Below are 13266 nucleotides of genomic sequence, written 5' to 3'. Positions count from 1 at the left end.
CGTTACGGTGCGACCGTGACATGCGCCCAGCGGTTGGCGATTAAGACACCGTCGCGGCGTAACGTGATTTGTCCGGTATAATCGCCAGGTGCCCAGCCGCCTTGTGGAGCGCGCTTGCCAAAGGCAGGCAGCTGGCTTTTGCGTGGATCGGTCATGCGGCGGGTGTTTGTGAACACTTCGCCCTCGGGGCCCGTGGCCGTGATCGTGAGAGTGTCGCCATCCTGGGCAAAGCCGGCCTCGGCATAGACAACCATGGCATCCATGGGGCGCAGCATGTCGCGTCGGGCCGTGCCCTCGCGAAGCGCGTCATAGTCGGGGACACCATCTGAAAATCCGGCCAGCCGTAAAAGGGTGTCGTGATAGTCTGGGGTTTCTGCCCAAAGCGATGCGCCGCTTGTGCTGTCACAGGTCTCGGCACCATCGGGGCGGAACGGATCGACGCGCGCGCCGTCCTTGATGACGGTCAGGTGCAGGTGCGGATGGGTGGTTTGCCCGGATAGGCCAATCTGTCCAAGGACATCGCCAGTCGCGACCATGTCACCGGGACGGACTGATACGGAGGTTTGGCGCAAGTGGCAGTAAAGGGTCTGATAGCCACCTTCATGTTGGATCAGTACAGCATTTCCGCAAGCATTGTCCTCGGTCACGCCCGCCATGCGGAAGTCATCAGCCATGCTGTCTCGGATGCGCTGAACCCTGCCGGGGGCGGCGGCCAGCACATTGGTCGGATTGCCGGAGATATCAAAGTCGAGCGTCGCGATGTCGGTGCCGCGGTGGCTGTCGCGAGTGTTCAGCCCACAGGTATAGTCACGGGCTGTGCCGTCGCTGGCGTCACGATCCGTGTAATCTTCGATGAAACAAGTCTCACCAAGCGTACACTCAACAGGGAAGGAAAGAGAAAACTCCCCCGCCGCAGGGAATGCAGCGAGGGAGAAAAGCGCCGCCACATGGGCGGTGCGCATCAGTCTGCGGTCAGCAGCGGTGGTTTGTCGCCAGAGAGGCGCGGCTTGTCCGGGCCTTCCAGCCGCAGGTCCAACTCGCCGTCCTTGATGCCGACCTTGACCACGCCACCTTTCATCAATTTGCCAAAGAGCAACTCTTCGGCCAGCGGTTTCTTGATGTGTTCCTGGATCACACGGCCTAGAGGGCGTGCGCCCATCTTGTCGTCGTAGCCCTTGTTGGCGAGCCATTCGGCAGCCGGTTTGGTCAGCTCGATTGTCACGTTGCGGTCCATCAACTGGGCCTCAAGCTGCAACACGAACTTTTCGACCACCTGCAAGATCACCTCTTTGGGCAGCGGTGCAAAGCTGATCACCGCGTCCAGGCGGTTGCGGAATTCGGGCGTGAACGTCCGCTCGATTGCGGCGGTATCCTCGCCCTCGCGCCGGTCACGCCCAAAGCCGATGGCAGCCTTGGCCATATCTGAGGCCCCCGCATTGGACGTCATGATCAGGATCACGTTGCGGAAATCCACGGTGCGTCCGTTGTGGTCGGTCAGTTTGCCGTGGTCCATCACCTGCAACAGGATATTATAGACATCCGGGTGCGCCTTTTCCATTTCGTCCAGCAAGAGGACGCAGTGGGGGTGTTGGTCCACACCGTCGGTGAGCATGCCGCCCTGGTCAAAACCAACATAGCCGGGAGGGGCCCCGATCAGGCGCGACACCGCGTGTTTCTCCATGTATTCCGACATGTCAAAGCGCAGCATCTCGACGCCCAAAGTGTCTGCCAATTGCTTGGCCACCTCGGTTTTCCCTACACCGGTCGGCCCGGCAAACAGATAGTTGCCGATGGGCTTTTCAGGCTCTCGCAAGCCCGCACGGGCCAGCTTGATCGCAGAGGCCAACGCGTCGATGGCGTTGTCCTGGCCAAAGACGACCCGTTTCAGAGAGGCTTCAAGATCCTTGAGCGTGGCCGCATCGTCCTTGGACACGTTCTTGGGCGGGATGCGGGCGATTTTCGCGACTACATTCTCGATCTCTTTGGTACCGATGGTCTTGCGACGTTTGGCAGCGGCAACCAGATGCTGGGCCGCGCCCGCCTCGTCGATGACGTCGATGGCGCTGTCGGGCAGCTTGCGGTCGTTTATGTAACGGCTGGCCAGTTCCACGGAAGTCCTGATCGCATCAGCGGTGTATTTGACGCCGTGATGATCCTCGAAATAGGGCTTGAGCCCCCGCAGGATTTTTGTGGCATCCTCGACCGAAGGCTCGTTCACGTCGATCTTCTGGAACCGGCGGGACAGCGCGCGGTCTTTCTCGAAATGCTGGCGGAACTCTTTGTAAGTGGTGGAGCCCATGGTGCGCAGCTTGCCGCCCTGCAACGCAGGTTTCAGCAGGTTGGAGGCATCCATGGCACCGCCAGATGTCGCACCCGCACCGATCACGGTATGGATTTCGTCGATGAAGAGGACCGCGTCCTTGTGATCCTCAAGCTCGGTTACGACAGCCTTGAGCCGTTCCTCAAAGTCACCGCGATAGCGGGTGCCAGCCAGCAATGCGCCCATGTCGAGCGAATAGATCGTGGTGCCGGAGAGCACTTCGGGCGTTTCGCCCGCGACGATCTTGCGCGCGAGCCCTTCGGCAATGGCGGTTTTGCCCACACCGGGGTCGCCCACCAAAAGCGGGTTGTTCTTGCGGCGGCGGCAGAGCACCTGAATGCAGCGCTCAACCTCAGAGTCGCGTCCGATCAGCGGGTCGATGTCGCCTTCGCGGGATTTCTCGTTCAGGTCCACGCAGTATTTGGCCAGCGCGGATTCCTTTTTCTCGCCCTCGGTCACGCCTTGGGCCTCTTCCTCGCCCTCGGGCGCGCCGGAAACGGGCCGCGCCTCGCCAAAGGCGGGGTCCTTGGCCACGCCGTGGGCGATGAAGTTCACGGCGTCATAGCGGGTCATGTCCTGTTCTTGCAGGAAATAGGCGGCGTTTGATTCGCGTTCGGCAAAGATCGCGACCAGAACGTTGGCCCCGGTCACTTCGGTGCGGCCAGAGGATTGGACGTGGATCGCGGCGCGTTGGATCACGCGTTGGAATGCTGCGGTTGGCACAGCCTCGGACCCATCGATGTCCGTCACAAGATTGGACAGGTCGTCATCGACGAACTCCACCAGCGTTGACCGCAGGTCGTCGATGTCCACCGAACAGGCCTGCATCACGCGGCGGGCGTCCGGTTCCTCGACCAATGCCAGAAGCAGGTGTTCGAGAGTTGCAAATTCGTGCCGGCGTTCGTTGGCCAGCGCAAGCGCCTGATGGATCGCTTTTTCCAGTGTGGTCGAGAATGAAGGCACGGGCGTGCTCCTATCGATCGGGGTCGGGTGGGGGGCATCAAGGAATGTCGAGGCCCCATACCAACCATGGCCTCATGTACTTAAGTTTGGTTGAACAACGCGAAGCTTCAAGGATTTTCTTTGCTTTTCTGCTCACAATCTGTGTGAGCGGCGCGCGTTTGGTGGTGATTTGGGCGCGATCCGCGTCAATCCGACCCTAGAAATTATCCTTGCGGGTGCGGATTTCGGTGAACACGTCGGTGGCGTTGGCGCCGGTCATGCCCAAATGGGCCTGGATGGCGGGGTCGTGGGCGCGCAGAAACGGGTTGGTTGCCAGTTCTTCGGACAAGAGGGACGGCACAGTCGGGAGGCCAGATGCGCGTTTGTCGGTCACATCCCGGACCCGCGATATAAGGTCGGGATTGTCCGGATCAATGGTCAGGGCGAATTTGGCGTTTGCGGCAGTATATTCGTGGCCCGAACAGACTGTGGTGTCGCCGGGCAGCGCCACCAGCTTTTGCAGGCTATCCCACATCTGTGGCTTTGTCCCTTCAAACACCCGCCCGCACCCCAAGGCCATCAGGCTGTCAGCAGTGAACACCAGTTTGGAGGCGGGGAAGTGGTAGGCCACGTGGTGGATCGTGTGGCCAGAGACGTCAATGACCGATCCCGTTTCGGACCCGATTTGCACCGTGTCACCATCGTTCAGCGCCAGATCAAGCGGCGGCAGGCGGTGCGCATCGGCGGCCGCCCCGATGACCCGGGCCGGATGTGCGGCGAGGATTTCGGCCAACCCGTCAACATGGTCATAGTGATGGTGGGTGATCAGCACGTCCGACAGGGTCCAGCCCTTTTCGGCCAGGACGTCCAGTATTGGGCCGGCCTCGGGTGCATCGACCAATGCCGTCGCCCCGGTTTTGGCGTCATGGATCAGGTAGGCATAGTTGTCGGACAGGCAGGGGATCGTGGACAATTCGAAGGGCATGGCAAATCACCTCATGTACTATAGGTTAAGGCAAAGGTGACGTGGGGCAGGCCAAAGGGCAAGGGGCGGCAATGCATCTCGACGTGCAGGATTTGCGAAACTTCTATTATCGCAGTGCGCTTGGGCGGGCGGCCCAGGCCTCCATGCGTCGTCGGATGATCGAGCTTTGGCCCGAGGCCAAGGGGCAGACGGTGGCGGGCTTCGGCTTTGCCCTGCCTTTGCTGCGTCCCTATCTGGCGGATGCGCGGCGTGTGGTCGCTCTTATGCCCGGGCCTCAGGGGGTGATGCCCTGGCCGCCCGATGCCCAGAACGTGTCGGTGTTGAGCGAAGAGACGCTCTGGCCCATCGAGACAGGGCACGTGGACAAGCTGATCATGCTGCACGGGCTTGAGACATCCGAGCGGGCCTATGATTTGTTGGAGGAGGCATGGCGGGTGCTTGGGCCCGGCGGCAAGGCGCTCTTTATCGTGCCGAACCGGGCGGGCCTGTGGTCCCGGCGTGATCGAACGCCGTTTGGCTTTGGGCGGCCCTATTCGGCCAGTCAGCTTGAGACACAATTGCGCAAACATCAGTTCCTGCCCGAGCGCCATGTGGGCGCGCTCTATCAGTTTCCGTCGTCCAAGCGGGTTTGGATGAAATCGGCGGCAATGTTCGAACAGGTGGGTCGGGTGATGCCGGGGATGATCGCGGGGGGCGCGTTCATGGTCGAGGCGTCCAAGCTGGTGTATCCACCCAAGGGCAAGGTCAAGCGCAGCACCGCCAAAGCCCAAACGGCCCCGCAAGGCGTGACCGCCCCGATTGCCGGGCGGTTCTAAGAGGTCAGAACGATATCTGCTTCGGTGATGCCCGTCGTGCCGTCGAGACGGATAACTGCGGTGCCAGGCGCAAGACCGGACGGCGCGGAATAGGTCACGCGAATGTCTGTAAACGCCCCATTTTCATCCTCGACGATCTCAAGATTGGTGACGGTTTCGTTGCCAAACGACCCGATCTGCAGGACGTCCTCGCTCGGGTCAAAATCGGTAATGCTGAGATACGGTGCCTCGGACGCGCCAAAGACGTTGCGGGCCTGCACGTTGATTGTGTCTGCACCGGCCCCGCCGGTGATGGTTGCTGGCCCTTCCTCATCGTCATAAAAATTATAGACGTTGAAGAGATCGTCGCCTTCACCGCCGCCCCCAATGCCGCCTTCACCGATTTGAAGCGTGTCGTTGCCCATCCCACCAAAGCCGGTCGCACCCGCATTGACGCTCAGGACATCGTTGCCCGCGCCCCCAAAGGCTTGTGAGCCGACACCGCCAATGGTCAATTGATCATCGCCGGCCTCTCCCAACAGGGTGGCCTGACCGTCACCTGATGCATCTATCGTGTCGTTGCCGTCACCACCGCTTGCTTGGCCGCCATACATCATGACTGCGTCGTCACCCGATCCAGCATCAATGGTAGCATTGGACGTGCTAACTACGTCGTCCCCGTCACCCGCGTCGATCACGACGGCCGGTTCATCCCCGTTGATCACGAAAAAACCAGGCCCGGTTTCCCCAAAGACCCCCTCGATAGTATCGTCACCCGAACCGCCGGTCAGAGTTGCGTCTGCATGTTCCGCAACGAGAATGTCATCGCCATCCCCGCCGTCCAGAGCGAGCCCCTCTGTCCCGGTGGTCAGCCAATCCGCGCCCGCGGTGCCTGTCGTGCTTTCGGTTACAATTTGCTCGGGCACGCCATCGCGGGTCACGATATAGTCCTCGTTCAAAAAGCTGATCAATTCATCGCCATCTGTGTTGGCCTCAAGGTAGTGAACGGCCAACTCGCCATTGGTGGTTAAGGTAGGCAGCCCGTCACGCATCGTTCCCGGTTCAGGCAGCGGGCTGCCGTTGTCAGGCAAGTCAAGTGGTGCGGTACCTAGCAGTTCGAGGCCGAAATGCGCTTCGAAATCTGCCAACTCGAATTCATTGGGCGGGCCGCCATAGTCAAGCTGCCCGGGGATCGCGTCACGATTTTCGTACCCTTCATCTGACAGGTCCACGCCCTCGGGCACGAGATAGTACCGGGCCTCGTAGGTCGCATAGAAAGTGTCCGGATCTCCAGTGTCTTCGGAGTCGACATAGATGATCGAGGCGATTGTGCCGGTTTCGTCGTCGCCCAACTCAATTTCGATACCGTCCGGGGTCGTGCTGAATGTTGCACCGACATCCAAGTCTTCGTCTGGGTCGTCTGGATCGACCGGCGTGTCGGGTACTTCTGGCGTGTCGGGAGTATCAGGAACATCAGGCTCATCCGGTGTTACTGGGGCATCCACGGTCTCATCCGAACTGTTGGACACCGCCCCTAGAAAAACAGAGCCCGTAATCAATGCCAGTAACGCAAAAGGTCCCATCGTGCTACACTCCGATCAAGTTTCCCTCATATCTTGCGGTTGACGCCAATTAGAGTCAAACCCACTCAAGCATTGATGCTGGGATGTTAATGATCCGCCGAATTGCGGCAAATTGAGGAGAAAGCGGCAACAATTGATTTGATGAAACACTGAGGGTTGCGCGATCACGCAGACCGGCAAGACTTGAAACAGAGTTCAGATCAGCCATGCAACATCAGGATCGTGGAAGGGTGTCGGGAAAACAGGTGTCCATTACATGTTGGGCCTTGTCTGGCGTTACCATGGTAAAAGTCTGTTGCAGCAGCACGCGATCACCATCAGCCAGGCGAAAGGTCCAGAGACCAGGCACTTCTTCAAATTTGTCCTCCAGCCCATAGCCGAAGGCTTTTTTATCTCCACCAACGACATTCAAAGACCAAGTCTGGCGGGTTGTGCGCTGTGGGCCCATGGGCGGGTGGGTGACGCTGGCGGTCAGCGTCGTGGGCGGGGTGTCAGGTTGGACCGAAAACGCGATCATCAAGGATAACCCTACTTGGGTCGGCGCGGTCAGCGTTTCGATAAGGATCGGTGTGCCGGGGCTGGTGTTTACGATGACTTCGCCATCGACAGTGTCTTGCCCGGAAACAATTTCGCCATCTGGCAACGTGCAGTCGATGCCATGGCTCAGGTACGTCAGGGGCGGGCGCAGGATGAACTCCGGTACTTCGGCCAATGCCTGAAAAGCGACAGTGACGCAAAAGCCGGTGCTGAGGGCGCGCAAAACGCATGATCTCAAAAACATTAAAAGACTTCCGGGGCAAAGCAGGAGAAAACCGCTGGGGTGAAACGCTAGTCAGAGGGGTGTGACATGTCAAATCGCGCGCACAAAAGGCATGCTTGCGACAACCGCGCATCCGGTCGCCGCAGACAAATTGCACAGGAATCGCGCCCAAACGCCTGCGTTTTGTGACGGATTCCTGACAAAACCTGTGGTGCAAACGGTCGCACTTTGGCTAAGCTTATGAAAACGCTCAATAAGTGCCTATAACCTACATCACGAACATATGTTGCGGGGTGCGAACCCCTCTGCTACATCCCCCCTGATTTCCAAGCCTTGGCCCAAATCAAGGCGTTTCAACGCCCCCGGATCGCGCTATGTGGTGTGACCACCGGGGCCAAGACATCGAAAGGGTGGACGTGTCCGAACCAGCTTCGATTTCCACAGGTATTGCGGCCCGCTATGCGACGGCTGTGTACGAGCTTGCCAAAGAGGGCAAGGACGTCAAAGGGCTGGAGGCTGACATCTCTGTTCTGGCCACTGCCATGGCGGAAAGCGCGGATTTCAATGCGCTGATCAACTCGCCGGTCTATAGCCGCGCGGATCAGGCAGCCGCCATCACTGCAATTGCCAAGAAATCGGGGGTGAGCGCGTTGATGACCAATACGCTGGCCCTCATGGCTGACAAACGTCGCCTCTTTGTGCTGCCGCAACTGGTGCAGACCCTGCGCGAGGTGATTGCCACCGACAAAGGCGAAGTGACCGCAGACGTCACCTCCGCAAAGGCGCTGACCAAGGCGCAGTCGGACAAACTTGCCAAGACGCTCAAGGCCCGCATGGGCAAAGACGTCACTATTAATGCTTCCGTCGATGAAAGCCTCATCGGCGGTTTGATCGTAAAAGTGGGCTCGAAGATGATCGACACGTCGATCCGCTCCAAGCTCTCTTCCCTCCAGAATGCAATGAAAGAGGTCGGATAAATGGGTATCCAAGCAGCAGAGATTTCTGCAATCCTGAAAGACCAGATCAAGAACTTTGGTCAGGAAGCAGAAGTGGCCGAAGTGGGCCGCGTTTTGTCCGTGGGCGACGGTATTGCCCGCGTTTATGGCCTCGACAATGTCCAAGCCGGTGAGATGGTCGAATTCCCCGGTGGTATTCAGGGCATGGCGCTGAACCTGGAAGCCGACAACGTCGGTGTGGTTATCTTCGGGTCTGACCGCGACATTAAAGAAGGCGACACCGTCAAGCGCACCAACTCGATCGTCGACGTGCCTGCGGGTGACGAACTGCTGGGTCGTGTTGTGGACGGCCTTGGCAACCCGCTGGACGGCAAGGGCCCCATCAAGACAGCCGAGCGCCGCATCGCGGACAGCAAAGCCCCCGGCATCATCCCGCGCAAATCGGTACACGAGCCAATGGCGACCGGCCTCAAGGCCGTTGACGCTATGATCCCAATCGGTCGTGGCCAGCGCGAGCTGATTATTGGTGACCGTCAGACCGGCAAGACCGCCGTTGCTCTGGACGCGATCCTGAACCAGAAATCCTATAACGATGCGGCGGGCGATGATGAGAGCAAGAAGCTCTACTGCATCTATGTTGCCGTTGGCCAAAAGCGGTCCACAGTGGCCCAGCTGGTGAAGAAACTCGAAGAATCCGGTGCGATCGAATACACGATTGTTGTGGCTGCAACCGCGTCCGACCCGGCCCCCATGCAGTTCCTGGCGCCTTACGCCGCGACCGCCATGGCGGAACATTTCCGCGACAATGGCCGACACGCGCTGATCATCTATGATGATCTGTCCAAGCAAGCCGTCTCCTATCGCCAGATGTCCCTGCTGCTTCGCCGCCCACCCGGCCGCGAAGCGTACCCAGGCGACGTTTTCTATCTCCACTCCCGTTTGCTGGAACGGTCTTCGAAGCTGAACGAAGACAACGGGTCTGGTTCGCTGACGGCGCTGCCGATCATTGAGACCCAAGGCGGCGACGTGTCGGCCTTTATTCCGACAAACGTGATTTCGATCACAGACGGCCAGATCTTCCTTGAGACTGAACTGTTCTATCAGGGCATCCGACCTGCCGTGAACACCGGTCTGTCGGTGAGCCGCGTTGGCTCTTCGGCCCAAACCAAGGCCATGTCGTCGGTCGCGGGTCCTGTGAAACTGTCGCTGGCTCAGTACCGCGAAATGGCGGCCTTTGCGCAGTTCGGTTCCGATCTGGATGCAGCCACGCAGCAGCTGCTGGCCCGTGGTGCCCGTCTGACCGAGCTGATGAAGCAAGCTCAGTATTCGCCTCTGACCAACGCCGAGATTGTCTGCGTCATCTTTGCAGGCACCAACGGTTACCTGGACAAGGTCGACGTCAAGGACGTAGGTCGTTATGAGGCAGGCCTGCTCAAGCATCTGCGCTCGAACCATGCAGACTTGTTGGCCGACATCTCGGACAATGACCGCAAGGTGAAAGACGAACTGGCGGACAAGATCAAGGCGGCTCTCGACGCGTTTGCTTCCGATTTCGCATAAGGAGATCGGGCAATGCCAAATCTCAAGGACCTGAAAAACAGGATCGCGTCGGTCAAATCGACCCGCAAGATCACTAAGGCCATGCAAATGGTGGCCGCCGCGAAACTGCGGCGGGCACAGGAAGCGGCCGAACAGTCGCGCCCCTATGCCGAGCGGTTCAATGCCGTTATGGCTGGTTTGGCGTCGTCTGTGGGTGGTTCGGACAGCGCGCCCAAACTGCTGAGCGGTACGGGATCGGATCAAGTGCACCTGCTGGTCGTCATGACATCCGAGCGGGGACTGTGCGGTGGTTTCAACACCAACATCGCCAAGCTGGCCCGTGCCAAGGCAACCGAACTGCAAGCGTCAGGCAAGACCGTTAAAATTCTGACTGTCGGCAAAAAAGGCCGCGATCAGCTGAAACGTGATTTTGGCGATAACTTCGTCGGGCACGTAGACATGTCGGAAGTTAAACGGATGTCCTATGCGGATGCGCAGGGCGTGGCCAAAGACGTGCTGGGTCGCTTTGATGCGGGCGAGTTCGATGTGGCGACGATCTTTTTCGCGCGCTTCCAGAACGTTGTGACTCAGATCCCGACAGCACAGCAGATCATTCCGTTCGAAGTGCCCGAAGGGTATGAGGCGGCTGACACGCTCTATGATTACGAGCCCGACGAAGAGGCCATTCTGGCCGATCTTCTGCCGCGTGCGATCACCACGGCGATCTTTTCCGCGCTGCTGGAAAACGGCGCCTCGGAACAGGGCGCACGGATGTCCGCGATGGACAACGCGACACGCAATGCGGGCGACATGATTGATCAACTGACCATTCAGTACAACCGCTCGCGTCAGGCTGTGATCACCAACGAGCTGATCGAAATTATTTCTGGCGCGGAAGCGCTGTAAGAAAACCGGAGACGAAACATGGCAAACGCTAAAGGCAAAATAACACAGGTCATCGGGGCCGTCGTTGACGTGAAGTTCGATGACCACCTGCCAGAGATCCTGAACGCGCTGACCACCGACAACAACGGCAACAAACTGGTCTTGGAAGTGGCGCAGCACCTGGGTGAAAACACGGTGCGCACCATCGCGATGGACAGCTCCGAAGGTCTAGTCCGCGGCCAGGAAGTGACCGACACGGACGGCCCCATCATGGTGCCCGTCGGTCCCAAGACCCTGGGCCGCATCCTGAACGTCGTGGGCGAGCCCGTTGACGAAGGTGGCCCGGTTGATGCCGAGGAACGCCGCCCGATCCACGCGGACGCGCCTGCGTTCGCTGAACAGTCCACTGAATCCGAGATCCTGGTCACAGGCATCAAAGTGGTCGACCTGCTGGCCCCCTATTCCAAGGGTGGTAAAATTGGCCTCTTCGGCGGTGCCGGCGTGGGCAAGACCGTTCTGATCATGGAACTGATCAACAACATCGCCAAAGTGCACTCGGGCTATTCCGTGTTCGCGGGTGTGGGGGAACGGACCCGTGAGGGCAACGACCTCTACCACGAGATGATCGAATCCAACGTTATCAAGCCGGACAACCTCGAAGAGTCGCAGGTTGCCCTGGTGTACGGCCAGATGAACGAACCTCCCGGTGCACGTGCACGCGTTGCTCTGACCGGCCTGACACTGGCCGAACAGTTCCGCGATGCGTCCGGTACCGACGTTCTGTTCTTTGTCGACAACATCTTCCGCTTTACCCAAGCCGGTTCCGAAGTGTCGGCCCTGCTGGGTCGTATTCCTTCTGCTGTGGGTTACCAGCCAACGCTGGCCACCGACATGGGTGCGATGCAGGAACGGATTACATCGACAAAATCCGGTTCGATCACCTCGATCCAGGCCGTGTACGTGCCTGCGGACGACTTGACCGACCCTGCGCCTGCCACAACCTTTGCGCACTTGGACGCCACAACCGTTCTGTCGCGTGCGATTTCCGAGCTGGGTATTTACCCTGCTGTGGACCCGCTCGACTCGTCGAGCCGTCTGATGGACCCGCAGATTGTGGGTGAAGAGCACTACAAGGTGGCCTCGGACGTGCAGCAGATCCTCCAGCGCTACAAATCGCTTCAGGATATCATCGCGATCCTCGGGATGGACGAACTGTCGGAAGAAGACAAACTGACCGTGTCGCGCGCCCGTAAAATCCAGCGCTTCCTGTCGCAGCCTTTCGACGTGGCCAAGGTCTTCACAGGCTCTGACGGTATCCAGGTGCCTTTGGAAGACACGATTGCCTCGTTCAAGGCAGTTGTGGCCGGTGAATATGATCACCTGCCCGAGGGTGCGTTCTATATGGTTGGCGGTATCGACGAAGTGATTGCCAAAGCCGAGAAAATGGCTGCGGACGCTGCTTAAAACGTGCGGCGGGGTGAACCCCGCCCTACATCTTAACCTCCGGGCATGGGGCGGGGTTCACCCCGTCGGCCCGTTAAGGAGACCGATATGCAATTCGAATTGGTATCCCCCGAGCGGAGCCTTGCATCCCTGGACGCGGCATCGGTGCAGATCCCGGGTGCAGATGGTGACATGACCATCATGTCCGATCACGCGCCGACCATCACCACCTTGCGTCCCGGTGTGCTCCGGGTTGAGGCGGCAGGCACGACCCATGAATACGTCGTGACAGGCGGTTTCGCCGAAATTGGTGCGCAGGGTGTGTCGGTTCTGGCCGAACAGGCTGTGGCCAAGGGCGACATGACCCAAGACCAGATGGATGCAATGTTTGAAGAGGCCCAAGACGCCTATACCCGCACCAAAGATGCGGCTGGCAACGAACCAGGCCTGGTTGACGATGCTGCCAAATTGCTGGCTGACATGGTCGCTGTTGGCGGCGAAATTGGTCTGAGCACCAAGCAGCCCAGCCTCTAAAGCAGAAAACTCTCATCAGTTATGACGAAGGCCTTGCATTTTGCGGGGCCTTTTTCATTTTTCGGGCCTTAAATTGCCGCTTTCACGTGTTAGACCCTTAGGCGGAATGACAAAGACGGCGCAATGAAAAGACTACGCAACCACCTGATCGGCGTTGATCAGGGTGACACGGTTCTCTTCTCTGACTTTGAGGACGGCGGCGAGATGTGGACGGGCCGCGGCCAGCGCGACCGCCGCAGGCGCATTGCGTTTTCCGAGCCTTTCCGGTCTGTCCCGGTGGTGCAGGTGGGTATCTCTATGTGGGATGTGGACAATGAAACACCGCTGCGGGCAGATGTTGCGGCCGAAACCATCACTGAGGATGGATTTGATTTGGTGTTCCGTACCTGGGGTGACACCCGTGTGGCCCGTGTCCGGGTGGCGTGGATGGCAATGGGCGAATTGCGCCAGGTGGATGATTGGGATCTTTATTGATCCTTTTGATGTATTTGCCGACCGCCCCCCTTCGCGGAAGACTTTTTAAGA

13 protein-coding genes are annotated in these 13266 nt (G+C 59.1%); 7 read left to right on the top strand and 6 right to left on the bottom strand.

The genetic code is table 11. The features are described from left to right. Positions 1 to 2: 2 nt before the first annotated feature. From Q1A44_RS11660 to gloB, 3 genes are all read right to left on the bottom strand, one after another. Positions 3 to 962: a M23 family metallopeptidase gene (locus Q1A44_RS11660; RefSeq protein WP_299624797.1), complete on the bottom strand. Its 960-nt coding sequence runs from the start codon at positions 960 to 962 to the stop codon at positions 3 to 5. After that, a complete protein-coding gene (clpA, locus tag Q1A44_RS11655) occupies positions 962 to 3283 on the bottom strand; it encodes an ATP-dependent Clp protease ATP-binding subunit ClpA (RefSeq protein ID WP_299624794.1) in 2322 nt (773 codons plus the stop codon). Before clpA ends, Q1A44_RS11660 begins: the two co-directional genes overlap by 1 nt. Before the next feature lie 196 nt (positions 3284 to 3479). Further along, positions 3480 to 4247: a hydroxyacylglutathione hydrolase gene (gene gloB, locus Q1A44_RS11650; protein ID WP_299624791.1), complete on the bottom strand. Its 768-nt coding sequence runs from the start codon at positions 4245 to 4247 to the stop codon at positions 3480 to 3482. A 71-nt stretch (positions 4248 to 4318) separates the two neighbouring features. Here gloB and Q1A44_RS11645 point away from each other — a divergent pair, with 71 nt between their 5' ends. Then, on the top strand, positions 4319 to 5062 hold the full coding sequence (locus tag Q1A44_RS11645; RefSeq protein ID WP_299624788.1) for a hypothetical protein: 744 nt from the start codon (positions 4319 to 4321) through the stop codon (positions 5060 to 5062). Here the strand turns inward: Q1A44_RS11645 and Q1A44_RS11640 are convergent. From Q1A44_RS11640 to Q1A44_RS11630, 3 genes are read right to left on the bottom strand one after another with little or no spacing between them, the layout of a single operon-like run. Then, on the bottom strand, positions 5059 to 6624 hold the full coding sequence (locus Q1A44_RS11640; protein WP_299624785.1) for a calcium-binding protein: 1566 nt from the start codon (positions 6622 to 6624) through the stop codon (positions 5059 to 5061). The genes Q1A44_RS11645 and Q1A44_RS11640 overlap by 4 nt on opposite strands. Before the next feature lie 55 nt (positions 6625 to 6679). Continuing rightward, positions 6680 to 6832 (bottom strand): hypothetical protein, encoded by a 153-nt coding sequence (locus Q1A44_RS11635; protein WP_299624782.1) that lies wholly within the window; start codon positions 6830 to 6832, stop codon positions 6680 to 6682. A 6-nt stretch (positions 6833 to 6838) separates the two neighbouring features. After that, positions 6839 to 7405, bottom strand: coding sequence for a DUF3859 domain-containing protein (locus Q1A44_RS11630; protein ID WP_299624779.1), 567 nt, complete (start codon positions 7403 to 7405; stop codon positions 6839 to 6841). Between the two features lie 395 nt (positions 7406 to 7800). Between Q1A44_RS11630 and Q1A44_RS11625 the strand changes: the two genes are divergently transcribed. From Q1A44_RS11625 to Q1A44_RS11600, 6 genes are all read left to right on the top strand, one after another. Further along, entirely contained in the window at positions 7801 to 8361 is a 561-nt protein-coding gene (locus Q1A44_RS11625; protein ID WP_299624776.1) for a F0F1 ATP synthase subunit delta, read from the top strand. Next, complete coding sequence (gene atpA, locus Q1A44_RS11620; RefSeq protein ID WP_299624773.1) at positions 8362 to 9900, top strand: F0F1 ATP synthase subunit alpha; 1539 nt, start codon at positions 8362 to 8364, stop codon at positions 9898 to 9900. A 12-nt stretch (positions 9901 to 9912) separates the two neighbouring features. Next, complete coding sequence (locus Q1A44_RS11615; RefSeq protein ID WP_299624770.1) at positions 9913 to 10785, top strand: F0F1 ATP synthase subunit gamma; 873 nt, start codon at positions 9913 to 9915, stop codon at positions 10783 to 10785. Positions 10786 to 10803: 18 nt separating this feature from the next. Next, positions 10804 to 12228, top strand: coding sequence for a F0F1 ATP synthase subunit beta (gene atpD, locus Q1A44_RS11610; RefSeq protein ID WP_299624767.1), 1425 nt, complete (start codon positions 10804 to 10806; stop codon positions 12226 to 12228). Between the two features lie 87 nt (positions 12229 to 12315). Continuing rightward, the gene (locus tag Q1A44_RS11605) at positions 12316 to 12741 is read left to right on the top strand and encodes a F0F1 ATP synthase subunit epsilon (RefSeq protein ID WP_299624765.1); all 426 of its coding nucleotides are present in this window, start codon (positions 12316 to 12318) and stop codon (positions 12739 to 12741) included. Between the two features lie 123 nt (positions 12742 to 12864). After that, a complete protein-coding gene (locus Q1A44_RS11600; RefSeq protein WP_299624763.1) occupies positions 12865 to 13215 on the top strand; it encodes an H-type lectin domain-containing protein in 351 nt (116 codons plus the stop codon). Positions 13216 to 13266 lie beyond the last annotated feature (51 nt).

The organism is uncultured Tateyamaria sp., assembly GCF_947503705.1.
Classification (GTDB): domain Bacteria; phylum Pseudomonadota; class Alphaproteobacteria; order Rhodobacterales; family Rhodobacteraceae; genus Tateyamaria.
The sequence above is the reverse complement of the archived record's forward strand: the minus strand, read 5'-3'. Positions and strand labels throughout refer to the sequence as shown.